Raw genomic sequence first — 23,266 nt, 5'->3', positions numbered from 1 at the left:
GTTGTGCAATGGCTAAACCGACTCTAATCGTTATCGGCAATGGTATGGCAGGCGTGCGGCTGGTGGAACATCTCTGTGAGCTCGCACCAGATCGTTACCGTATCATGATCATTGGCGATGAAAAGCACAGTGCGTACAACCGTATCCAGCTGACGCCGGTGCTTTCCGGTGAGAAAGATTTTGGCCAGATAGTCACGCATGACGCGCAGTGGTATGAGCATCACAACATCACATTGATCGCAGGCACGGCGGCGACGGCAATCGACCGTCACGCTTGCACCGTCACGGCCGCCGGGCAGATCTATTCATACGATCATTTGGTTCTGGCCACTGGCTCACGGCCATTTCTGCCCCCCCTGCCTGGGGTCGAATTGCCGGGTATCTACGGGTTCCGCACTCAGCAGGATGTCGAAAATATTCTGCAGGGAACCTACGCAGGCCAACCGGTTGCGGTGATCGGCGGCGGCGTGCTGGGCGTGGAGGCGGCGGCGGCCCTGGCGCGGCGTGGAATGCGGGTGAGCCTGCTACATCGCGGCACACATCTGATGGATCAGCAGCTGGATGAACACGCCGGAAAACTGTTGCACGAGGGGCTCTCATTACGCGGCATCAACGTCATTTTGCAGGCTGAAACGGTGTCATTCAGCGCTGATGCCGCTGGCAACGTCAGCAGGGTGAATCTTAATGATGGGCGCGGAATAGCGGCGGAGCGGGTCGTGCTCTCTGTGGGCGTGCGGCCGAACATCGCGCTGGCACAACGGTCCGGCTTGCCGTGCGATCGCGGTATTCTGGTGAACCCGCAGCTGCAAACCGCTGACCCGCACATCTCGGCAATTGGAGAATGTTGCCAGTGGGGCGAACTCACTTTTGGCCTGGTGGCCCCGTGCTGGCAGCAGGCTGAAACGCTGGCCTCGCGGCTGGCGGGGGGCGACAAAGCCACTTCATTCGAGGTGCAGAATGTCCCGCTGCGCCTCAAGGTCACAGGCCTGAATTTGTTCTGCGCCGGTGAATTACACAGCCGCGATGGCGCTCAGACCCATACCACCTTTGACCCGTTTGACGGGCATTATCGAAGGCTGGTGCTCTGCGACAACCAACTGCAAGGGGTGTTGCTGTGGGGCGATATCAGCGATGGCCCGCAATACCTCCAGCGGATCGGCACGCCCGCTGGTCAACCGTTGCCCTTCAGCGTCTTCAGTCCCGGTAATGAGCCGGATGCCTCTGGCTTACAGCCTGTTAAATCAGAACCGTTACCCGTCGAGGTGGCGAGGAGTCATTCAATGTCGAAACCCGTATTGGTTATGGCCGGACACGGCATGGTGGGCCATCATTTTTTAGAGCAGTTGGTTGCGCGTGAGCTGCATCTGCAATACCAGGTGATTGTGTTTGCCGAAGAGGCCTCGCCCGCCTACGACCGTGTGCATTTGTCCGAATACTTCTCTGGCCGCACGGCGGAATCCCTCTCAATGGTTGAAAAGGGATTTTTCGAATCGACCGGGATTGAACTGCGTCTGGGGCACAGCATCGGGCTCGTTGATACAAAACACCGTTTTGTGGTCGATCACCAGGGGCGGCAGACGGCTTACGATGTACTGGTGCTGGCAACAGGATCCTATCCGTTTGTGCCGCCGATCCCTGGCAATGATGCGCCGGGCTGCCTGGTTTACCGCACGCTTGACGATCTTGCGGCCATTCAGGCCTGCGCGGCAAACGGCAAAACGGGCGTGGTTGTCGGCGGGGGATTACTGGGGCTGGAGGCGGCCAACGCGCTGAAACAGCTCGGGCTGGATACGCACGTGGTGGAGTTTGCCCCGCGGCTGATGGGGGTTCAGCTCGACGACGGCGGTGCCGCGATGCTGCGCCGTAAAATTGAAGCGCTGGACGTGAAGGTGCATACCGGGAAAGAAACCCAGGCCATTACTGCTGGCGAGGAGAGCCACTACCGGATGGTGTTTGCCGATGGCAGCTATCTGGAAACCGATCTGGTGCTATTTTCCGCAGGGATCCGCCCACGCGATCAGCTTGCGAGAGCGTGCGGGCTTGAAGTGGGGCCGCGCGGCGGCATTGTGATTGACGATCGCTGCCAGACGTCCGACCCGGCTATTTATGCGATCGGCGAATGTGCGCTGTGGAACGGGCAGATCTTCGGCCTGGTGGCGCCGGGTTATCAGATGGCCCGCGCGCTGGCGGATACCCTGACGGGCGGCGACGCCGTCTTTAAGGGCGCGGACATGAGCACCAAACTTAAGCTTCTTGGTGTTGAGGTGGCATCGATTGGTGACGCGCATGGGCGTACCCCAGGTAGCCAGAACTACAGCTGGGTAGACGGTCCGGCGGAAGTGTATAAGAAAATCGTGGTATCGCAGGATCGCAAACGGCTGCTGGGGGCGGTGCTGGTGGGCGACAGCGCGGAATACAGCACGTTGCTGCAAATGATGCTCAACGATATGTCGCTGCCAGCCAAACCTGAATCCCTCATTTTGCCTGCCGGGTCGGGCGCAGACAAACCTGTGCTGGGCATCGCAGCCCTGCCTGATAGCGCGCAAATTTGTTCCTGCCACAACGTCAGTAAAGGCGATGTCCGTAACGCCGTGAAGAACGGCTGCCACGATATGGCGGCGATAAAAGCCTGCACCAAAGCGGCGACGGGCTGTGGGGGCTGCGCCGCACTGACCAAGCAGGTGATGGAATATGCGCTGTCCGACATGGGCGTCGAGGTGAAAAAAGACATCTGTGAGCATTTCGCGTATTCGCGCCAGGAGATTTATCACCTGGTTCGGGTGGGCAATATCCGCACGTTCGGGGAACTGATTGAAAAGCACGGCCACGGCAGCGGGTGTGAAATCTGCAAGCCGCTGGTCGGATCGATACTGGCATCATGCTGGAACGACTACCTGTTGAAACCGCAGCATTTGCCACTGCAGGACACCAACGATCGTTATTTCGCCAATATCCAGAAGGACGGGACCTATTCCGTCGTGCCGCGCGTTCCGGCGGGAGAGATAACCCCCGAAGGGCTTATCGCCATCGGCGAAGTCGCCAGGCGTTACAAGCTCTACACCAAAATTACCGGAGGGCAGCGAATCGACCTGTTCGGCGCGCGTCTGGAGCAACTGCCGGAGATCTGGCAGCAGCTGGTTGATGCCGGTTTTGAAACCGGTCATGCCTACGGCAAATCTCTGCGTACGGTGAAATCCTGCGTCGGGTCGAGCTGGTGTCGCTACGGCGTACAGGACTCCACCTCGCTCGCGCTGCAATTAGAGCACCGCTACAAAGGGCTGCGTTCGCCTCACAAAATCAAAATGGCCGTCTCGGGTTGTACCCGCGAGTGTGCCGAAGCCCAAAGTAAAGATGTGGGGGTAATTGCCACGGATAAGGGCTGGAACCTGTATGTCTGCGGCAACGGGGGAATGAAGCCCCGCCATGCTGATTTGCTGGCGCAGGACATGAGCACAGAGCAGCTCATTCGTACCGTTGACCGCTTACTGATGTTCTACATCCGCACCGCTGACCGGCTGCAGCGCACCAGCACCTGGATGGATAACCTCGAAGGGGGCATCGACTACCTGCGCCAGGTGATTCTGGACGACAGCCTGCAAATTGCGGATGAACTGGATCGTGAAATGTCTGCGGTGGTGGCGACGTACCAGTGTGAATGGCAGACCACTCTGGCCTCGCCGGATCGCCTGGCGCTGTTCAGACCGTTTGTAAACAGCGAGATCCCTGACGAAGGGGTCGTGATGGTGAGCGAACGTCAACAACTGCGGCCTGCAACGCATGAGGAGCGCAGCATGCTCGCCGTGCCTGCCGCAGAAAATACGCAGGAGCCCGCACCGGGCTGGGTGGAAGTGTGCAGCCTGAGCGCCATCCCGGCGAATGCGGGAATGGCGGCGCGCCTGGCGAGCCAGCAGATTGCGCTGTTCTATCTGCCCGGTCATCCACAGCAGGTTTTTGCGCTGAGCAATCATGAACCAGACAGCGACGCCAATGTGCTGGCGCGCGGGCTCGTGGGGGATGTCAAAGGCGAACCGGTGGTGATTTCCCCGCTCTATAAACAGCGCTTCAGCTTACGGGACGGCCGCAGCCTGGACAATTCGCCGCATGCGCTGCGAAGCTGGGCGGTGAAAGTGGAAGATGGCCGCGTCTGGGTTCAGGCACAAATGCAGGGCGTTGCGTCCGCCAAAATCATTGAAACGGTCAACCTATGAAAACAGCGTCTCCGGTCGTGAAAACCACCTGCGCCTATTGCGGCGTGGGGTGCGGCGTCAGTATGCAGCCACAGGCTGATGGCTTCGCCGCCAGCGGCGACCCGGCACATCCGGCGAATCGCGGAAGGCTGTGCGTGAAGGGCAGCGCGCTGGGTGAAACGCTGGGCTTACAGGGGCGTCTGCTCCAGCCTGAAATCCATCATCAACCCGTGGGCTGGTCGCAGGCGTTAGACGCTGTCGCACAAGGGCTACAGGCGACGATTGACGAGCATGGACCGCAGTCGGTCGCGTTTTATGGCTCGGGCCAGCTGCTGACGGAGGATTACTACGTCGCCAACAAGCTGATGAAAGGGTTTATCGGGGCGGGCAACATGGATACCAACTCCAGGTTGTGCATGGCCTCCGCCGTGGTGGGCTACAAGCGGGCGTTCGGCGCCGATGCCGTCCCCTGCAATTATGATGATCTGGAGCAGGCAGACTGCGTTATTCTGGTAGGTTCGAACACCGCCTGGGCGCATCCGGTGGTGTATCAGCGGCTGGCGAAAGCCAAAGCGGAGAGGCCGGAGATGCAGATTATCGTCGTTGATCCGCGTAAGACCGCCACCTGTGATATTGCCGATCTGCATCTGGCACTGCGTCCGAGCAGCGATGCGGCGCTGTTCTGCGGCGCACTGAACGAGATGGCAGCGCGCGGAAAACTGGATACCGCTTTTCTGCAGCACCACACGAACGGGGCAGAAGTAACCTTACAGACAGCAAAAGCGTGGAGCCTGGAGAAGACGGCGGACTATTGCGGGATCGCCTCCTCGCAATTACAGGCGTTTTATCAACGGATAGCCCGGAGCCAGCGGCTGGTCACGCTGTATTCGATGGGGATTAACCAGTCCAGTTCGGGCGTCGACAAATGCAACGCGATAATTAACCTGCATCTGGCAACCGGCCAGATTGGACACGCTGGCAGCGGGCCATTTTCGATAACGGGCCAGCCGAATGCGATGGGCGGACGTGAAGTCGGCGGGCTGGCAAACCAGCTGGCCTGCCATATGGGATTTACCGCCGAAGAGATTACACGGGTCGGGCGTTTCTGGCACAGCGATAACGTCGCGCAGAGCCCTGGACTCAATGCCATCGATCTCTTCCGCGCTATCGAGAAGGGAGAGATAAAAGCCGTCTGGATCATGGGCACCAATCCGCTGGTGTCACTTCCGGATGCCGATCGCGTGCGGGCCGGTCTGGCGCGCTGTCCTCTGGTTATTGTGTCCGACATTCTGCGTGACACGGACACCACCCGCGCCGCGCATATCCTGCTGCCCGCCCTGGGCTGGGGGGAGAAAAATGGCACGGTGACCAATTCGGAACGCTGTATCTCCCGGCAACGCGCGTTTCTGGCTGCACCTGGGGAGGCCAAACCTGACTGGTGGATCCTCAGCCAGGTTGCGCAGCGGCTGGGGTTTGCGGAGGCCTTTGCCTGGCAGCATCCGGCAGATATTTTCCGCGAACATGCGGCCTTGTCCGGCTTTGAAAATGCAGGCACTCGGGCGTTTGACATCAGCGGGCTGGCGCAGTTGTCCAATGAAGAATGGGATACCCTGCAGCCGCTCCAGTGGCCGGTTAATGCCGCACGGCCGCAGGGTACGCCGCGACTATTTACAGATAAAACCTTTTTTCACCCTGACGGTAAAGCACGGTTGATCGCCGTCACCCCGGCGCTGCCCGCCAGCCAGCCCACTGCGGCTTATCCGCTGATCATGAACACCGGAAGGGTGCGCGACCAGTGGCACACCATGACGCGAACCGGCAAGTCTGCTCGCCTGATGCAGCATATCAGCGAGCCGTACTGTCAGTTTCATCCGGATGATGCGCCGGGCATTCAGGCGGGTGAGTTGCTGCGTGTAACCTCATCCCATGGCTGGCTGCTGTTACGCGCGCAACCCGATCATCTCCAGCCTCGCGGCAGCATTTTCGTGCCGATCCATTGGAACAGCCATTTTAGCCGGCAGGCCCGGGTCGATGCGCTGATAGCTCCCGTTACCGATCCTCTTTCCGGGCAACCGGAAAGTAAGCATATGCCGGTCAATCTGACGAAATGGAAAGCGGCTTGGTATGCAGAGTTGTTTATTCGGGGAGAGGGGATCGCCGCGCCTGCCACCGCCTACTGGAGCCGCATCACCCAACCGGGCGTCACGCATTTTACGTTAGCGGATTCTTCGCTCCAGGAGGAGTGGATGGCGTGGCTGAATGAACATTATCCGCTGGAGGGGAAAACCTGCCAGAGCGCCCGGATGGGGGATGAGGGCTTCAACCTGCTGGTGTGGGCGCAGGGCGAACTGCAGTTGGCATTTTACGCGCGCCGAAGCCCACTGCTGCCGGACAGGCAAGCGATACTGTCTGCCTTTATCACCCCGCCGGACACGGCACCGCAGCGGCTGGCGTTACTGGCGGGCCAGGCCGGCAGCCATAAGGCCGCCACCGGCAAAATGATTTGCAGCTGTTTTTCTGTTGGCGAAGCGCAGATTGTCGACGCCGTGCGGCAGGGATGCCACAGCGTGCAACAGCTCGGCTCAAAGCTGAAATGTGGCACTAACTGCGGCTCCTGCGTGCCGGAGCTGAAAACGTTTATTGCCGGCCAGCTGGCCGCCCTGACGATGGAAGAACGCCCATGAAAACTAGCAACATGTTGCCGATAGCGCAGATTATGGCCCTGGCAGACCAACGCAGCCCGGTGCGCCGGGGTGACGTCTGGCTGGTGGGCGCAGGGCCGGGTGATACTGAACTGCTTACCCTGAAAGCCCTGCGCGTTATCCGGCAGGCCGATGTCGTGGTCTTTGACCGGCTGGTGTCCGATGCGGTGCTGGCGCTGACGCCGGACACTGCACTGCGGATCGATGTCGGCAAATCCCCGCGCAATCATCGCCTTGAACAGCATGAAATCAATATGTTGCTGGTTGATCTGGCGCTGGCGGGGCACCGTGTAGTGCGCTTGAAGGGCGGCGACCCGTTCATCTTTGGCCGGGGTGGGGAAGAAATGGCCTGCTGCCAGCAGAAGGGGATAGTGTGCAATGTTGTGCCCGGTATCACGGCGGCAATGGGCTGTGCCGCAGCCAGCGGGATCCCGCTGACGCACCGAAACCTGGCACAGTCCGTCAGGTTTGTCACCGGACATGGCCCGGAAGGGGAACCGGACGTTGACTGGTCCGTACTGGCCGCCGCGCGCCAGACGCTGGTCTTCTATATGGGGATTGCCAACAGCCCTGTTATCAGCCAGCGCTTGATTGCCCATGGCTTACCCGGCTCAACGCCCGTGGCGGTGATTGAACGCGGCACTCAGCCACAGCAGCGCGTGCTGGTGGGCACTCTGGATGCATTAGGAAAGATCGTTGCAGAGGAGCAGGTCGAATCACCAGCCCTGGTAATTATTGGTGAGGTGGTGGGAATGTACCGGCCGATTGCCGAACTGCCTGAGAAGATTCTTCCGCAGATGGGCCGTTCTGAACCGGCTTTGCCAGCCAGTCTGAAGTGGCCGGCGAAAATGGACAGCATAAGCGTTATTCTGGAATCATCCTATGACCATATCTGGTACGCAAGAGACGGTCACAATAGCTAAAACATCTAATCGAACCAAGGACACGGGGATGGTTAATCCCCATGTTTGTGGTGAGAAAGAGGCGCAGCGGCCATGGCCGCCGCGCAGGGTGTTATTGGCTAATCGATTGCTGCAGCGCCTGAACGGAAGAAACGATGCCGGCATCGACCGACATGGTCAGGTCTTCCATTTCCAGCGATACCCAGTCGTTGTAGCCCATCATGCGCACCACCGAGAAGAATTCCTTCCACCACTGCAGATCCCGCCCGCAGCCGACGGCGACATAGTTCCAGGCGCGGCCGGCCACGTCATCTATCGGTTTGGTCTCCAGCAGCCCGTTAACCTCGACGACGCCGCGCTCAAGGCGCACGTCTTTGCCATGCACATGATGAATGGCGGGGCCAAGGGCGCGGGCCACCGCGATGGGATCTGCCCCCATCCAGAGCAAGTGACTGGGATCGAGGTTCAGGCCCACCATCGGGCCAACGGCCTCGCGCAGCCGGAACAGCGTTTCCGGGTTCCACACCAGCATGGCGCTGAAGTTTTCCAGCGCAAAGCGCTCGACGCCGCACGCTTTGGCTCGGGCGACCAACGCCTGCCAATAGGGGATCGCCACGTCATTCCATTGATAGTCCAGGCAGTTTTTCACCGTGGGCGGCCAGCTGACGGTATAAGTGATCCAGTTGGGGATGGTGTCATGCGGGCTGGCCGGCGGCAGGCCGCTCATCATGACGATCTTTTTCACTCCCAGCAGCCCGGCCAGCTCCAGCGTATTGTCGGTTTGGCGCTGATGGCGTTGCCCCAGTTCGCCGGGATCGAGCGGATTGCCGGAGACGTTGAGCGCGGCGATCTCCATGCCGCGGCTGGCCAGCGCCTGCAGCAGCTGCCGGCGTTTGGCGGGGTTGGCCAGCAGATCGTCGGCATCCAGATGGGGCGCCGGAGACCAGCCGCCGGTGGTCATTTCCACGCCGCGCACCCCCAACTCCAGCAGCCGGTCCAGCATCTGCTCGAAGGGTAAATGGCCCAGGCTGTCGGTACAGAATGAGAGTCTCATGAGGCTTTCCTTATTGGTAATTAACCCAGGTGGCGCCGTTGTCGGCGGAACGAACGCAGTTTTCAATCCAGCGCACGCCTTCCAGCCCGGCGTCGATATCCGGGTAGATCAGCGTGGCCAGCGTCTGCCGATCGCCGCGCTGGCTGGCGCTGATGGCGATGGCGAACTTGAGGTAAATATTGGCCCAGGATTCGGCCAGGCCTTCGGTGTGCAGCGCGCCGAGCCGCTCTTCGGCCAGGGCGCTGTCGTCCAGATAGGGCATGCCGTGGTGCAGGATCTGGTTGGGCCGCCCCTGGATCTCATAGCGCAATTCGCCGGGGGCAGCGTCGCTCCACTGCAGGCTGGCGAGCGAGCCCACCACGCGGATGCTTTGGCTGTCCATCGCGCCGGCGTTGACGGCGGAGGCCCACATGCGGCCGACGGCGCCGTTTTCGTAGTGCATCAGCACCATGGCGTTGTCTTCCAGCGGGGCGCGGGAAGGAATAAAGCTCTGGCGATCGCACAGCAGGGAGGCAATCTTCATATCGGGCATCACCAGCTGCGAGATGTAGAAGGTGTGGGTGGAGATGTCGCCCAGCACAAAAGAGGGGCCGGCGATTTTCGGATCGACGCGCCACTTTTGCGCCTCGAACTTGTCTGCGCTTTCGTTGGCATTGAAGCCGTGGGTGTACTGCAATTCGACCATGCGTATTTCGCCGATGTCGCCGTTCGCGATCATGGCGCGCATCTGCATCAGCAGCGGATGGCCGGAGAAGCCGTAGGTTACGCCGACGATCAGGCCTTTCTCCGCCGCCAACGCCTTGATTTCTCTCGCCTCCGCCGTGGTGAAGAACAGCGGCTTTTCGCAGATGACATGCAGGCCGGCATTCAGCGCGGCGCGCGTAATTTCATAGTGGGTGCCGTTAGGGGTGGCGATGGTCACCACCTCAGCGCCATCTTCGCGGTCGGTTTCTTGATCCAGCAGCTGTTGATAGTCGTCATAACAGCGTTCGGCGGGCACGCCGAGGTTGACGCCAAACTCGCGTCCGCGCGCCGCGTCGATATCAAAGGCGCCGGCAACCAGCCGATAGGCGGTGTTGTCGCGCAGTGCGCCGGAACGGTGCTTGTAGCCCACCTGGCTGAGGCGGCCGCCGCCGATCATCGCCCAACGCAGTGGGCGAGGGATGCTTCTTTCACCATTTAACATGCTGACTCCTGATATTGTGGCTTTGCACTCGGGTGCAAAATAGGTTGAAAAAGAGAGTGGCAACGGTTTATTTCTGATTCATCTGCGCAAATTCCGGGTAGTTTTCTCGCGTCACGGTGGCGTAAGGCACCCAGTTGTAAGGCTCGGTTTTGGCGTGATCCAACAGGGCGCGAGTCACTTGCACCGCGCCGATCGCCTGGGCTTTGGCATCCTGGAAAATGGTCACCGCCAGGTCGCCGTTTTTGATAAATTGCAGGCCGTCGGGCGTGCCGTCGATACCGGCAACCAGCACACCGCTCTTTTTGGCCTGCTTCAGCGCCATGATCGCACCGATAGCCATCTCATCGTTGTTGGCGGCGATCGCATCGATCGCTACGCCGTTCAGCAACCAGCCGGAAACCACATCGACCGCTTCATTGCGCTGCCATTTTGCGGTCTGTTTCTCTACCACTTTCAGGTCCTTGTGTTTGGCGATCACCGCTTCAACCGCGCGGGTGCGTTCGCGGGTTTCTTCGTTGGAGAGGGCGCCCATCAGGATCGCCACGTTGCCGCGGTAATTCATTTTTTTCGCCAGAGCCTCCATCTGCAGGCGGCCGCTGAGCGCCGAATCGGAGCCGACGTAGGCCGTCGCGCCGCTCAGCGGCACTTCGGGTTTGCGGTTGACGAAGATCAGGGGGATCGCGGCGCGTTTGGCGGCCGCTATCATCGGCTGGACGCCTTGCGTATCAACCGGGTTGAGGATAATGGCGTCCACGCCCTGATTAATCAGATCGTCCACCTGCTGCACCTGCAGGGCGACATCGCCTTTGGCATCGACGAACTGGCCTTGCAGTTGCTGCGCAGCCAGTTCCCGCGCCATTTGGCTGCGCAGGATAGAGACGAAGTTGAGATCGAAGTTGGCTAGCGCCACGCCGACCTGGTAGGTCTTGGCCTGGGCGGTCACCACAAACAGCGAGCAGGCTAACATCAACAACAGTCTGGTTTTTTTCATTACGGTATCCTGTTGAGAAGAGAGGCGTTGTGTAAAAACAGTGTATTTGCAACCGGGTGCAAAACAGGAGGCAAAACGGCGATGCGTCTCTGAATGCCACCGTGAATGTCGACTATGGATAAAATTCGGTCAACAGGGGAAAGGTAAAAACAGCGCTGACGATCACAAACTGTTTACGTTTTGCACCCGATTGCATAACGATTTGCAATCGGGTGCAAAAACGGGACATAATTGCAGCAGAAATGCCGGCGGGCGCTTAGGGGATCTGAGCGGGCAGGGTATAGTTTGACTTCACCGAAGCAGGGATCGACGCAACCATGATGAAACACCACAAAGCCACCGCCAGCGACGTCGCCGAAAAGGCCGGCGTCTCTAAATGGACGGTATCGCGCGCCTTTACGCCCGGCGCCTCGATCTCGGACAGCGCGCGTGAAAGCGTGCTGGCGGCGGCGGCCGAGCTGGGCTATCGGCCAAATCTGCTGGCGCGCAGCCTGTCGCAAAAACGCACGCACATCATTGGCGTGGCCATCGACGAGATGAAGAACCCGCATTCAATGATGATGCTCGATATGGTGACCAAACAGCTGCAAACCCGCGGTTATATGGCGCTGCTGCTGAACATCACCGCCGGGGAAAACTACCGGGCGGTGATGGCGATGGCCGATCAGCTGCAGGTCGACGGCATTTTGTTCCTGGCGACGGTGTTAACCAAGGAGTGGGCAGCGATCGCGCAAGATCTGCATCAGATACCGCTGGTGCAGGTATGCCGCAATACGGAAAGCGAACACATTGATGTGGTCAATATCGACGGCTACCGCGCCGGCGAAGAGATCGCCGCGCTGCTGATAGAGCAAGGCCACCGGCGCTTTGGTTACATGAAGGGGCCGGACACGCAAAGCAGCCATTTGCTGCGCATGGAAGGCTACCGCGACAAACTGATGGCCGCCGGCTTTCAGTTGGATCGAGTGCTCACCGCCGGCCACTACGATCGCCAACGCGGTTTCCAGCTGATGAGCGAATACCTGCAGGCAACGCCGGAAAGCGAGCGGGTTGAGGCGCTGTTCTGCGAGAACGACGTGTTGGCGCTAGGGGCGCTCGAAGCGCTCAGGCAAACGGCGCCGTCGTCTGCAATGGCCGTGGTCGGTTTCGACGATATCGACGAGGCCGGCTCAGCCAACTGGGCGCTGACCAGCTACAGCCAACGCATCGACCGGCTGGTCGAAGAGGCCTTGAATCGCCTGATCGACAATCGCGCCACGGCAGACGGCGCCTGGCGGCACGGGGAATTGCGGGTTCGGCGGTCGCATGTGAAGCAAGACGAAATTCAGATCGCTGATTGAGTGCATGGCGGATAACATTTCCGCCATGTCCGCCATGCTAAAATTATGGCGTTTTATCTGGCACAGAGATAAGCCAGGGTGTCGCAGAGCTATTTTTTATGGCTTCAATATAATTTTCCACCATAATCTGATTTTTTTCAGATATCTCACAAAATATTACCAGTTGGCCGAATAGTTCAGTGTCATCATTGATTTCATCAGGAATTACTTCCGGAACGAATGTAATAGCGCGTCTAGACAACGTTCGCACGGTGAATTTTTTGCCAAACTCAGGTTGGCTATCAAACGCATTAACGCCTATTTCAAGTAAATTCAAAGAGGGTGAATAGATGGCATACCATGTTTTTTTATAGCAAAAAATGCCGCTTTTGAATTCTGGCATTCCTTTGAAATCAATTGAATTTTCCGTTTTTATTCGCTTTATGGCAGTTAATGTATACTTTTTCGTTGAGTATACATCCTTGAGGAAAATGGCAACGCATAAAAAAATAAAACCTGCTGCAAGAAAAGAAAACATGGCAATCAGGATGCTAGTAACAGAAAGATCTGAATTGAGCAAGAGTATTATTGCAATGGCGATAACTAGATATGAAGCTATATGTATCAACCCATCTTTTTTTGTGATGTCCTTCCTGAATTTAACAATAAAATAAATTACTGCAGCAAAGGCTAAACTATAAAAAAAGAGTAATGACCGATCGGGCATGATTCCATTCGCCAAAAAATTGATATTGCGTTTAATTTATAGTAATGGTTTAAAATAAGCAATATCAGGTTTGATTTTCAACCGTTACGGCAGGAATCACATCAGCTTAAATCTGAACACTGTGTGAGTTTCTTGCCTCCAGATTTCACGTAGCGCGATCAAAAAGGAGGGCATTTTGACCCATTTTGCAGAGTGGCTTAGCCACATCCAGGCGCTTGAGGTTGAACTGCACCAGCCAACAACGCGCTGCGATCCGAAGCGTGTCGCGGCATTGCTGCATGAAGACTTTGAAGAGATTGGCCGCTCAGGCCTACGTTATGACAAACGCCAGACCGTTGCGGCGCTGGAGATGGAAACGGATTATCCGCAGATTTTCGCCGAAGGTTTTAAGCTGGCGCAAATCAGTGATAGCGCCGTATTGCTGACGTATAAAAGTTTTCAGCGTGACGCGCAGGGCCACGCCGTGCGTTGCACAGAGCGTTCGTCGATTTGGCTTCTGACAACCAAGGCGGGTTGGCAGATGCGGTTTCATCAAGGTACGCCGACTGATGATTGAGCCAGATTTAAAAGCCGATCTAATGGAATGACAACAAGCCTGGCAGAAAGACAGATGTCGGAGGGATAAAGCTGAAGGTGAGGAGAGAAGATGCTCAGGGATGGCCCCGGTGCGTATCCAGCAATTCAATTTAACATAATATACATTATGCGCACCTAGGTAATAATATGTGGATTCTGCCGTCCAGGCCTGATTATGGGCTTTCTCCTGCGGCCAATCATGCCAGCGCCGGCTGCTCATGCCGCTGAACTAATTCGTTTTTCAACCGGCCATAAGCCCGGCGGTCTTCTGCTGTCTGGTGTTTGTGTTGCTCGGCAACACCATGATGCTTGCGCATATAATCTCTGAACGCCAACTGTCTGATCGCCTGTTCACTTGCTGCAGCAACGCCTGCCGGTAATGCCGTTCTCGCCACGCGGCGTAGATCTCTTGTCATTCACACCATCCAACGCCGCCAGGCTTTCAATCTTCAGCAAGATATCAATCGTTGGTTTGGCACTGCTGTACTGCCGATATGATGAATTGCCGTTAATACGCCAGCCAATATCTCGCGTAGTTTCAGCGCTGCATCTTTATAACGCGGATCATAAGGCTCGACCGTGATGATGCGCTCTGTCATTTTCCGCTCCAATAATGATGACCGGACATGATTTCAATGGCGCATCTCCGTCGATAAGGAGTAAAAATCCCCTGCTTTTTTGATCGCGCTACGTAAAATCTGGCAAAACGTGGCTGCTACGATACTGCAGATTTCTCCAAAACGCGTCATTTCAACGGGCACTATTTGTACGCTAAATGCGCATTGGCGTCCGTTTTCATCGTTTTCGGCGCCCACCACGGCGTTGGCTATACTGAATGGGGACACATTCCAGGAGCCTCCCCATGTTTGACCATGTGAAATTTGGCGTCAGCGACTTTGCCCTTAGTAAAGCGTTTTTCCTCAATGCACTCGCGCCGCTGGGCGTAAAGATCGTTGCCGAAGGCGAACCCGGCTATGGCGTCGAACTTTGTCACGATCGGGCTAACGTGTCATTGTGCCTGTTTCAAACCGATGAAAAACCGGCGCATCTGCACCTGGCATTTGCCGCAAGCAGCCGTGAACAGGTCGATGCGTTCTACCACGCCGCGCTAAATGCCGGCGGCATAAACAATGGCGCGCCCGGTTTACGGCCCAATTACCATGCCCACTACTATGCGGCATTTGTGATCGGCCCGGATGGCCACAATATCGAAGCGGTATGCCATAACCCGATGAGATAGTAATTTTTCCAGCTAACACAGCATATTAATCACGAGATGATGCACGTCATTTAACATAATGCAATTGTGACGTGGTCACTTAACGTTACCCCGTCACGTCAATCCACTCTGCTCCGGTGATGCTGGCCAGGCGTTGTGGCGCAATTCTCACGCCTGAGTTATCGCTGCCGCCTGCCGGAAGCACTTCACCGTAGCGGCACAGGCTGCGATCGCAGTAAATTCTTACCGCTGCCGGTGCGGCAAAGGGGCAAACGCCGCCCGGTGGATAGCCGGTCAGCGCCTCCACCTCCTCCGCCGGCAGCATGCGCGCCTTTACGCCGAAGAATTGTTTGTACTTCTTGTTATCGATTCTGGCGGTTCCCGCCATCACCAACAGCACTACGCCGTCGTTCACGCGAAACGACAGCGTCTTGGCGATCTGCCCGCTCTCCACGCCAAAGGCTTCCGCCGCCAGCGCCACCGTAGCGGTATTCTTTGCCAGCACCGTCACCGCCGTTTCCGGCGCGTGCTCGGCCAGAAATCGCTGAACGCGCTCTATACTCATGCCCTCCTCCCGATGTTGTAAGCCATTGATAATGCCGCAGTGAGGGTTTCGGTTTTAACATCGCATGCTAAAAATGAGAATCAAAATTGTTCAAATCGGTGAATCTGAACAAAGCTTTAAGGGGCCAACGCCCTTTTTTACCTATCATTTTTCATGGAGATACCTGCATGACCACGCAAACGACAGCAAGGCCTTCAGCGGTCGCGGTGGCCGTCTATGAATGGCTCAATCCGATACCCTACGGATTTTTCACCGCTGCGCTGATTTTCGACATTATCTATGCCTGCACGGCGAATATTCAGTGGGTCAACGGTGCCAGCTGGCTGATCGCCATCGGCCTGATTTTTGCCATTATTCCCCGTCTGATTAACCTGGTGCAGGTGTGGTTCGGCAGCGGCCGGCTGCAGGGGCCATCGGTCAAGCTCCATTTCTGGCTGAACTTGCTGGCCATCGTTCTCGCCATCATCAACGCTTTCGTGCATAGCCGGGATGCGTATGCCGTGGTGCCGCAAGGTCTGGTGCTGTCTGCGATCGTGGTCGCGCTGCTGAGCCTCGCCAACATTCTGCTGGCCGTGGGCGCCCGCGCAAAATAATAAGGAGGTTTTCATGAAGCTATCATCCATCGCGATTGCGCTTTCGGCCGTGTTGGCGCTGGCCGGCTGCGATAACAGCGCCGTCATTTCACCGGAACAACAAATGGGGCCGGATCCGACGTTGCCGGCGGCGCAAGACTTCCTGATGCCGCCGATGCAGGTGCCAAAGGGCGTCGGCTGGCAGCAAAATCAGATGCCGAAAGTGGCCGAAGGCTTGAAAATCGATAAGGTGGCGGACGGTTTGCTGCACCCGCGCCAGCTGCTTACCCTGCCCAACGGCGATGTTTTGGTGGTGGAAGCCAACGGGCCGGGCACGGAAGCGGTGAGCACGCCCAAGCAGCTGATCGCCGGTTTGGTGAAGGGCCAGTCCGGTAAAGGCGGCAAAGGGGGCAACCGGATTACCCTGCTGCGCCCAACCGCCGATGGCAGCTGGGAAAAGCATGTCTTCCTCGAAGGGCTCGATTCGCCGTTCGGCGTCCAGCTGATTGGCAACACCCTGTATGTGGCCAACACCGGCAACATCATGCAGTACGCCTATCAGCCGGGCGAAACGCGCATCAGCGATGCGGGTAAAGAGCTGGCCGATCTGCCGGACACCATCAATCATCATTGGACCAAGGCCCTGCTGGCCAGCCCGGACGGTAAAAAGCTGTATGTCGGCGTCGGTTCAAACAGCAATATCACCGAAAACGGCCTGGCCGTAGAGTACCGCCGCGCCGCCGTGCTGGAAGTGGACACCGCCTCCGGTGCCAGCCGCATCTTCGCCAGCGGCCTGCGCAATCCGACCGGGCTGCAGTGGGAACCGCACAGCGGCAAGCTATGGGCCATCGTCAACGAGCGTGACGAGATCGGCGCAGATCTGGTGCCGGACTACCTGACATCGGTGCAGGACGGCGGCTTCTACGGCTGGCCTTACAGCTATTTCGGCCAGCACGTCGATCGGCGGGTGCAGCCGGCGCGGCCGGATCTGGTGGCGAAAGCCATCAAGCCGGACTACGCCCTCAGCTCCCACGTCGCGCCGCTGGGGCTGCTGTTCTACACGGCGAACGCTCTGCCGGCCGAGTATCGCGGCGGCGCCTTCGTCAGCGAACACGGCAGCTGGGATCGCTCGCCGCTGAACGGCTACCGGGTCAGCTACGTGGCGTTTGAGCAAGGCAAGCCGGTCGGCAAACTCAAAGCGGTGGTCACCGGCTTTGTCTCCGACGACGAGAAGGAACTCTATGGCGCACCGGTAGGATTGGCGGTCGACAAGACCGGCGCCCTGCTGATTGCTGATGACGTCGGCAACACCGTTTGGCGCGTCAGCGCGAAGTAAGCAGTTAATGAATGAAGGGAGTTACCGATAGGCAACTCCCTTATCGTTGTTAAACGATTTTATTTCAGCTGCTTATGTTGCATTAGCTCATACTCGATGAAAGCATCAATCATTGCTAGATAAGTTTTCTCAATAATTTCTTCTGGCAATTCAGCACGTCTGGCATGTGTTTTCACTTTATCAATAACTTGTTTCACCCTTTCAGGTGCGCGTACTGCCTGGGTATTGTGTTTAAACCTCGCCGCCGCTTTTACACAACGCCCTCTCTGAGCCACTAACTCAACTAATTTTTCATCAAGTTTATCAATATCTGCTCTAATTTCATCCATTGAAGTGTATTCCATTTCTCCTCCTCAGCTTGTGTTTATTTTAAGCGCTTGTCCGATAATATATTCATCAACATACCGCTGGCCGGAAATAAAAGGTTTTAACATTTCGACATAAACCAGTACAATTCCCTACCCTGTGTTAACCCTTTTTTTAGGTTGATTGTGTCGTTAATTCAGCGCTCTACATCGCGAAATCGGGCCGCCGCCTGGTTAGGGGTGTTTGCCATTCTGATGTTGTTCATTGCGCCGGTGGTCTCGCGATCCCTGGAGCATGTGCGCGCCGGAAGTGCTGGAGCGACCGTCATGGCGGATTGCGGCATGGATATGCCGATGCATCACGGGATGCACTCGCCGCCGCCTGAGCCTGAGAAAGCCTCACAGCCGCTGATGCAGCACGGCGGCGGCCACCACAACATGGCGATGATGATGGACGACAGTGCCTGCGGCTATTGCGTGCTGTTGTTGCACGCGCCGCTGCTGGACGTGAGCCACGGCCCGCTGTTCTGGTCCCAGTCGCTGGCTTCGCGCCCGCCGCCGATCCACTATCTCGTCCCTCTGTTTGCCCACGTTGTTCATACCGAATTACAGCCGCGCGCGCCCCCCATCTCTTTCCTCTGATTTAACAATAAGCCCATTGCCGTTCTCTGTATTGCCGTTGATCGTTTCAACCCGGCGGAATTAATTCGCCCAACGGTTAATCATCGAGACGACATTATTAATCCGGTTATTTCCAGGTTGATGGAATTAACCCCCGTATTTTCCGATGGTGATTTTCGCCAGGCCGCCCCACGCCTGAATAATCCCTCGGCCAAGCACGGAAAAAGTTAGCTTAAGGAAAGATGATGTTTAAACCGACTTATAAAAAGAACGCCGTCACCCGCGCCATTACCACCGCCATGCCGCTGTTTCTGCTGGCCGGCCACGCGGCGCAGGCGCATCAACACCCTGCCGGCGCACAGGTTAATGATGGCGACGTGATTACCGTCACCGCGCCGCTCTACTCCCCGCTGACCATCGTCACCTCGCCGAAAACCCCACGCCAGCCGGTGCCGGCCAGCGACGGTTCGGACTACCTGAAAACCATCCCCGGCTTTTCGCAGATCCGCAACGGCGGCACCAACGGCGACCCGGTGTTCCGCGGCATGTTCGGCTCTCGGTTGAAGATCCTCACCGACGGTTCGGAAATGCTGGGCGCCTGCCCAGCGCGGATGGATGCACCGACCTCTTACATCTCGCCGGAAAGCTTCGATCTGTTGACCATTACCAAGGGGCCGCAGACGGTGCTGTGGGGGCCGGGATCGTCGGCGGGCACGGTGCGTTTCGAGCGTGAACGCCCGCGCTTCGACAAGCCGGGTATCAAGGGCAACGCCAGCGTGCTGACCGGCTCCAACGGCCGCTGGGACGAGAACATCGACGCCAGCCTCGGCGCCGAACAAGGCTACCTGCGGGTGATGGCCAACAAATCCCGTTCCAACGACTATCAGGACGGCACGAATACGCGCGTGCCATCGCGCTGGGACAAGTGGAACGGCGATCTGGCGCTCGGCTGGACGCCGGACGCCGACACGCTGCTGGAAGTAACTATGGGCCGCGGCAACGGCGAAGCGCGCTATGCCGGCCGCAGCATGGATGGTTCGCAGTTCAAACGCGAAAGCCTGGGCATGCGGGTGGAGAAATCCAACATCGGCGACGTGCTGGATAAGCTGGAAGCGCAGGTCTACTACAACTACGCCAACCACGTGATGGACAACGTCACCCTGCGATCGCCGGGCAGCGGCGGCATGGCTGGGCACGGGGGGCATGGCGGCATGAGCATGGGGATGGGCGGCCACGGCGGGCACATGATGTCCTCCGGCATGACGATGCAGCTCGATCGCCGCACCTTCGGCGGCCGCGTGATGGGCACCTGGCAGTGGCAGGACGTGAAGCTTGAAAGCGGCCTGGACACCCAAACCAACACCCACCGCAGCATGAACCGCGGCAGTTGGGAAAAAGACGCCCAGTTCAACAGCTACGGCGCCTTCAGTGAACTGACCTGGTCCACCAGCGAACAGGATAAACTGATCGGCGGCGCGCGCCTCGACCGCACCCTGGTGGAGAATTTCCGCAGCGGCAGCGCTGGGGAACGTTCGGACACCCTGCCGAGCGGCTTTATGCGCCTGGAGCATACGCTGGCCGACCTGCCGCTGATGCTGTATGCCGGCGTCGGTTATACCGAGCGCTTCCCGGATTACTGGGAGCTGTTCTCGCCGAAGCTTGGCCCGAACGGCAGCAAGGATCCGTTCTCCAGCGTCAAGAGCGAGAAAACCACGCAGCTCGACATCGGCGCGCAGTACAACGGCAAACGCTTCAACGGCTGGGTCTCCGCTTATGTAGGCCGCGTCGATGATTTCATCCTGTTCAAATACGATCCGCACAACGCGCGCCTCAGCCAGGCCGATAACGTCAACGCCAACATCATGGGCGGCGAAATGGGCATGGGTTATCAGCTGAGCGAGCACTGGAAAACCGACGCCAGCCTGGCCTACTCCTGGGGCAAAAATAGCAGCGACGGCCGGCCGCTGCCGCAGATCCCGCCGCTGGAGGCACGCTTGGGGCTGACCTATGAGTACGGCGACTGGAGCGGCACCGGCCTGTGGCGTCTGGTCAGCAGCCAACACCGCGTGGCGATCAACGAAGGCAACGTGGTGGGCAAAGACTTTGCCGAAAGCGCCGGCTTCGGCGTGCTCTCCGCCAACGCCGCCTACAAGGTGAATAAAAACGTCAAGCTGAGCGCCGGTCTGGATAACATCCTGAACAAGACCTACAGCGAGCACCTCAACCTGGCGGGCAACAGCGCCTTCGGGTACTCGGCCAACAGCGCGGTGAATGAACCGGGCCGCACCCTGTGGGCCAAGGTTAACGTCACCTTCTAAGCGGTTAACCGGGCGATGGGCCACCGTCGCCCGGTCAGGCGATATGCGATCCGGTTCTTAGGATATGAGTTTTAAGTTTTTCCCATTCGGTTAGGCGGCGATTACTATCATCTTCAGGTTAATTATTGCCCTAGAGGGAATATGCAAAAGATCACTCGTTTTCTGGCCCTGCTCGGCGAGCTGATGATCGAAAAAGCCGAAGACGCCGCGCCGCAGGCTGCTCAGCCTGACGATCGCGACGACGCGCTGCCACCGCGTCTCGAACGTGGGGTTCCGCTGGCCGACCGCTTCCTGTTCATGTAATTCCCCTCACTGTCTTTTTGTCCGGCACGTTCCGATATTTCATTATCGGGCGCCTGCGTCTATCTTCTTTCGATGGTTCCAGCCGATTCATCATAGGAGATAGCAACGCAATGAAGATCAGAACGGTAACCCCGCAAGACGCTGAAGCCCTGACGCAGTTATTGAATGACGTGATCGGCGCCGGCGGCACGACGGCGATAGAAACGCCCCTCACCCCGCCGAATTCAGCGAATGGTTCATCAGCGGCAGCAATGCGCTGAGCTGCCAGGTCGCGGAGGTAGATGGGCTGTTGGTGGGCTTCCAGGCGCTGAGCGCAGATGATGCCCTGCCACCCGATACCGCAGATATTGCCACCTTTTCCCGCCTGTCGCCGAAGGTGCGTGGCGTCGGCAGTGCGTTGTTCCCTGCCACATTAGCGGCGGCGAAGTCTCACGGTTTCAAGCACATCAATGCCACCATTCGGGCGGATAACGTCGGTGGCCTCGCCTACTATCACAAAATGGGCTTTCGTGATTACGATCGTTTGCCGCAGGTGCCGCTCAGCGATGGCACGCCGGTCGACAGAATCAAAAAGCGCTTCTCCGTTTAATCTGCCAACCCGCTCACACTGACCGCACGATATGTTCGCGCAGCCACCGGTGAGCGGGATCGCGGTGCGATCGTTCGTGCCACAGCATGGTCATTTCAAAGCCCGGCACCGCCAGCGGCGGCTCAAGCCGTTGCAATAAAGGCTGGTTGCGCACCAGCCGCTCCGGCAGCATCGCCACCAAATCGGACTGCGTCAGCACCGAGATAACGAACAGAAAATGCGGCACGGAGAGCACCACGCGCCGCGTCAGCCCCACGTCTGCCAACGCCCGGTCGGTCATGCCATAGAACCCGCCGCCGTCCGGCGAGACCATCACCTGCTCCAATTGGCAAAATTGCGCCGGCGTCAGCCTGGCATGCAGCTTGGGGTGGCCGACCCGGCCCACCAGCACATAGCGTTCGCTAAACAGCGTGCGCTGCCGCAGGCCGGATGGCGCCCCTTCTCGGGTATGAAACGCCAGGTCGATCTCCCCTTGCTCCATCCGTTTGGCGAGGCGCGCCGGGGCGATCTCCAGCACCGCCAGCCGGGTGCCGGGCGCCGCCGTGCGCAAACCGTTCAGCGCCGGCAGCACGATGGTGGATTCACCGTAGTCAAAGGCGGCCACGCGCCAGGTATCGGTCGCCACGGCGGGATCGAACGGCGTCGCCGGCGTTATCGCCAACTCGAGCGCCGCCAATGCCTGGCGTAACGGTGCCCGCAGCTGTTCCGCTCTGGCGGTCGGGCGCATGCCGCGCGGGCCGGGCAATAGCAGCGGATCGTCAAAGATCGCCCGCAGTTTGGCGAGATGCACGCTGACCGCCGGCTGGGAGAAATTGAGCCGCTGTGCCGCGCGTGTGACGTTGTGCTCCGCCAGCAGCGCGTCGAGCGTCACCAGCAGGTTGAGATCCAGCCGTCTTAAATTATTCATAGTTATACCTGGGATAACGGTAATTCATTTCTAATATACCGACTAACACCCTAACCTGCAGCTCTCACACCAAGGAGAGCTGTTATGAATGTGCTGATTGTTTACGCCCACCCGGAGCCGCTGTCGCTGACCGGTTCACTGAAAAATTTCGCCGTTGAACGCCTGACGCAGGCCGGCCATCAGGTACAAGTGTCCGACCTGTACGCCATGAAGTGGAAAGCGGCGCTCGACGCCGACGACAGTCTGGAAGGCCCGGCAACTGCTCGTTTCGATCCTTCGCTGGATTCGCAGCGCGCGTTCGCCAACGGCATGCAGAGCGCTGATATCGAACGGGAACAGCAAAAATTGCGTTGGGCGGACGCGGTGCTGCTGCAGTTTCCTCTGTGGTGGTTCTCGATGCCGGCGATCCTGAAAGGCTGGGTGGAGCGTGTCTATGCTTACGGTTTTGCCTACGGCGTGGGTGAGCATTCCGATACCCATTGGGGTGACCGTTACGGCGAGGGTACGCTAGCGGGCAAACGGGCGATGCTGATCGTCACCGCCGGCGGCTGGGAGTCCCATTACGCCCCGCGCGGCATCAACGGGCCGATCGACGATATCCTGTTCCCGATCCAGCACGGCATGCTGCACTACCCAGGCTTCGAGGTGCTGCCGCCGTTCGTCACCTACCGCGCCGGCAAAACCGATGAGGCACGCTTTGCCGCCCTGTGCGAGCAGCTCGGGCAGCGGCTGGATAATCTGTGGAACGCCGAGCCAATCCGCTTCCGGCGGCAGAACGCCGGTGACTATCTGATCCCGCAGCTGACTTTGAAAGCGCATCTCGCGCCGGGGCAAGACGGTTTCGGCGTTCACATCGAGTAGCCGGACGCGCACGCCCTGGCGCATCC

Annotated in this window: 23 protein-coding genes; 14 read left to right on the top strand and 9 right to left on the bottom strand. The window is 58.4% G+C overall.

Annotation, left to right across the window (positions count from 1 at the left end; translation table 11 throughout):
- Nucleotides 1-8 precede the first annotated feature (8 nt).
- From nirB to cobA, 3 genes are read left to right on the top strand one after another with little or no spacing between them, the layout of a single operon-like run.
- Nucleotides 9-4,208 (top strand): nitrite reductase large subunit NirB, encoded by a 4,200-nt coding sequence (gene nirB, locus ACJ8MK_RS09080; RefSeq protein WP_442517668.1) that lies wholly within the window; start codon nucleotides 9-11, stop codon nucleotides 4,206-4,208.
- Nucleotides 4,205-6,871: a nitrate reductase gene (locus ACJ8MK_RS09075; RefSeq protein WP_442517667.1), complete on the top strand. Its 2,667-nt coding sequence runs from the start codon at nucleotides 4,205-4,207 to the stop codon at nucleotides 6,869-6,871. Before nirB ends, ACJ8MK_RS09075 begins: the two co-directional genes overlap by 4 nt.
- Before the next feature lie 11 nt (nucleotides 6,872-6,882).
- Nucleotides 6,883-7,812, top strand: coding sequence for a uroporphyrinogen-III C-methyltransferase (gene cobA / locus ACJ8MK_RS09070; RefSeq protein WP_442517690.1), 930 nt, complete (start codon nucleotides 6,883-6,885; stop codon nucleotides 7,810-7,812).
- A 91-nt stretch (nucleotides 7,813-7,903) separates the two neighbouring features.
- Here the strand turns inward: cobA and ACJ8MK_RS09065 are convergent, their stop codons facing one another.
- The 3 genes from ACJ8MK_RS09065 to ACJ8MK_RS09055 form a co-directional block, all read right to left on the bottom strand.
- Nucleotides 7,904-8,845: a sugar phosphate isomerase/epimerase family protein gene (locus ACJ8MK_RS09065; protein WP_041035124.1), complete on the bottom strand. Its 942-nt coding sequence runs from the start codon at nucleotides 8,843-8,845 to the stop codon at nucleotides 7,904-7,906.
- Nucleotides 8,846-8,855: 10 nt separating this feature from the next.
- The gene (locus ACJ8MK_RS09060) at nucleotides 8,856-10,031 is read right to left on the bottom strand and encodes a Gfo/Idh/MocA family protein (protein ID WP_369949632.1); all 1,176 of its coding nucleotides are present in this window, start codon (nucleotides 10,029-10,031) and stop codon (nucleotides 8,856-8,858) included.
- Between the two features lie 67 nt (nucleotides 10,032-10,098).
- Nucleotides 10,099-11,022 (bottom strand): substrate-binding domain-containing protein, encoded by a 924-nt coding sequence (locus ACJ8MK_RS09055; protein WP_049235084.1) that lies wholly within the window; start codon nucleotides 11,020-11,022, stop codon nucleotides 10,099-10,101.
- 317 nt (nucleotides 11,023-11,339) lie between these two features.
- Between ACJ8MK_RS09055 and ACJ8MK_RS09050 the strand changes: the two genes are divergently transcribed.
- Nucleotides 11,340-12,362, top strand: coding sequence for a LacI family DNA-binding transcriptional regulator (locus ACJ8MK_RS09050; protein ID WP_039566105.1), 1,023 nt, complete (start codon nucleotides 11,340-11,342; stop codon nucleotides 12,360-12,362).
- 43 nt (nucleotides 12,363-12,405) lie between these two features.
- On the opposite strand, the gene ACJ8MK_RS09045 is transcribed toward ACJ8MK_RS09050, so the two are convergent.
- A complete protein-coding gene (locus tag ACJ8MK_RS09045) occupies nucleotides 12,406-13,068 on the bottom strand; it encodes a hypothetical protein (protein WP_049235086.1) in 663 nt (220 codons plus the stop codon).
- 175 nt (nucleotides 13,069-13,243) lie between these two features.
- On the opposite strand from ACJ8MK_RS09045, the gene ACJ8MK_RS09040 reads away from it, so the two are divergent.
- On the top strand, nucleotides 13,244-13,624 hold the full coding sequence (locus ACJ8MK_RS09040) for a nuclear transport factor 2 family protein (protein ID WP_103772398.1): 381 nt from the start codon (nucleotides 13,244-13,246) through the stop codon (nucleotides 13,622-13,624).
- A gap of 217 nt (nucleotides 13,625-13,841) precedes the next feature.
- Here ACJ8MK_RS09040 and ACJ8MK_RS09035 read toward each other — a convergent pair whose 3' ends face one another.
- Together ACJ8MK_RS09035 and ACJ8MK_RS09030 are read right to left on the bottom strand one after the other, a co-directional pair.
- Nucleotides 13,842-14,060 (bottom strand): GrpB family protein, encoded by a 219-nt coding sequence (locus ACJ8MK_RS09035; protein ID WP_239517129.1) that lies wholly within the window; start codon nucleotides 14,058-14,060, stop codon nucleotides 13,842-13,844.
- A 33-nt stretch (nucleotides 14,061-14,093) separates the two neighbouring features.
- Nucleotides 14,094-14,243: a GrpB family protein gene (locus tag ACJ8MK_RS09030; RefSeq protein ID WP_080281293.1), complete on the bottom strand. Its 150-nt coding sequence runs from the start codon at nucleotides 14,241-14,243 to the stop codon at nucleotides 14,094-14,096.
- 263 nt (nucleotides 14,244-14,506) lie between these two features.
- Between ACJ8MK_RS09030 and ACJ8MK_RS09025 the strand changes: the two genes are divergently transcribed.
- Nucleotides 14,507-14,884, top strand: a complete 378-nt coding sequence (locus ACJ8MK_RS09025) for a VOC family protein (RefSeq protein WP_442517666.1) — start codon at nucleotides 14,507-14,509, stop codon at nucleotides 14,882-14,884.
- Between the two features lie 85 nt (nucleotides 14,885-14,969).
- Here the strand turns inward: ACJ8MK_RS09025 and ACJ8MK_RS09020 are convergent, their stop codons facing one another.
- Nucleotides 14,970-15,428 (bottom strand): YbaK/EbsC family protein, encoded by a 459-nt coding sequence (locus ACJ8MK_RS09020; RefSeq protein WP_033653150.1) that lies wholly within the window; start codon nucleotides 15,426-15,428, stop codon nucleotides 14,970-14,972.
- A gap of 167 nt (nucleotides 15,429-15,595) precedes the next feature.
- Here ACJ8MK_RS09020 and ACJ8MK_RS09015 point away from each other — a divergent pair, with 167 nt between their 5' ends.
- On the top strand, nucleotides 15,596-16,021 hold the full coding sequence (locus ACJ8MK_RS09015) for a DUF2231 domain-containing protein (protein ID WP_033648337.1): 426 nt from the start codon (nucleotides 15,596-15,598) through the stop codon (nucleotides 16,019-16,021).
- A gap of 13 nt (nucleotides 16,022-16,034) precedes the next feature.
- Nucleotides 16,035-17,336 carry a PQQ-dependent sugar dehydrogenase gene (locus ACJ8MK_RS09010; RefSeq protein WP_342097921.1) on the top strand — a complete coding sequence of 434 codons (1,302 nt, stop codon included), beginning with the start codon at nucleotides 16,035-16,037 and terminating at the stop codon, nucleotides 17,334-17,336.
- Between the two features lie 59 nt (nucleotides 17,337-17,395).
- Here the strand turns inward: ACJ8MK_RS09010 and ACJ8MK_RS09005 are convergent, their stop codons facing one another.
- The gene (locus ACJ8MK_RS09005) at nucleotides 17,396-17,680 is read right to left on the bottom strand and encodes a chorismate mutase (protein ID WP_442517665.1); all 285 of its coding nucleotides are present in this window, start codon (nucleotides 17,678-17,680) and stop codon (nucleotides 17,396-17,398) included.
- A 216-nt stretch (nucleotides 17,681-17,896) separates the two neighbouring features.
- Here ACJ8MK_RS09005 and ACJ8MK_RS09000 point away from each other — a divergent pair, with 216 nt between their 5' ends.
- From ACJ8MK_RS09000 to ACJ8MK_RS08980, 5 genes are all read left to right on the top strand, one after another.
- The gene (locus ACJ8MK_RS09000; RefSeq protein WP_230122172.1) at nucleotides 17,897-18,283 is read left to right on the top strand and encodes a DUF2946 domain-containing protein; all 387 of its coding nucleotides are present in this window, start codon (nucleotides 17,897-17,899) and stop codon (nucleotides 18,281-18,283) included.
- Nucleotides 18,284-18,561: 278 nt separating this feature from the next.
- Nucleotides 18,562-20,580 (top strand): TonB-dependent copper receptor, encoded by a 2,019-nt coding sequence (locus ACJ8MK_RS08995; protein WP_333535674.1) that lies wholly within the window; start codon nucleotides 18,562-18,564, stop codon nucleotides 20,578-20,580.
- Nucleotides 20,581-20,721: 141 nt separating this feature from the next.
- Nucleotides 20,722-20,883 carry a hypothetical protein gene (locus tag ACJ8MK_RS08990; RefSeq protein ID WP_016927696.1) on the top strand — a complete coding sequence of 54 codons (162 nt, stop codon included), beginning with the start codon at nucleotides 20,722-20,724 and terminating at the stop codon, nucleotides 20,881-20,883.
- Nucleotides 20,884-20,993: 110 nt separating this feature from the next.
- Nucleotides 20,994-21,143, top strand: a complete 150-nt coding sequence (locus ACJ8MK_RS08985) for a hypothetical protein (RefSeq protein ID WP_419678618.1) — start codon at nucleotides 20,994-20,996, stop codon at nucleotides 21,141-21,143.
- A complete protein-coding gene (locus tag ACJ8MK_RS08980; RefSeq protein ID WP_419678647.1) occupies nucleotides 21,122-21,472 on the top strand; it encodes a GNAT family N-acetyltransferase in 351 nt (116 codons plus the stop codon). Before ACJ8MK_RS08985 ends, ACJ8MK_RS08980 begins: the two co-directional genes overlap by 22 nt.
- A gap of 13 nt (nucleotides 21,473-21,485) precedes the next feature.
- Here the strand turns inward: ACJ8MK_RS08980 and ACJ8MK_RS08975 are convergent, their stop codons facing one another.
- Complete coding sequence (locus ACJ8MK_RS08975; RefSeq protein ID WP_101455607.1) at nucleotides 21,486-22,379, bottom strand: LysR family transcriptional regulator; 894 nt, start codon at nucleotides 22,377-22,379, stop codon at nucleotides 21,486-21,488.
- 84 nt (nucleotides 22,380-22,463) lie between these two features.
- Here ACJ8MK_RS08975 and ACJ8MK_RS08970 point away from each other — a divergent pair, with 84 nt between their 5' ends.
- On the top strand, nucleotides 22,464-23,240 hold the full coding sequence (locus ACJ8MK_RS08970; RefSeq protein ID WP_033653144.1) for an NAD(P)H-dependent oxidoreductase: 777 nt from the start codon (nucleotides 22,464-22,466) through the stop codon (nucleotides 23,238-23,240).
- Nucleotides 23,241-23,266 lie beyond the last annotated feature (26 nt).

Source organism: Serratia sp. CY38905 (genome assembly GCF_052168875.1).
Classification (GTDB): domain Bacteria; phylum Pseudomonadota; class Gammaproteobacteria; order Enterobacterales; family Enterobacteriaceae; genus Serratia; species Serratia sarumanii.
This window is presented reverse-complemented; position numbering and strand designations above follow the sequence as displayed.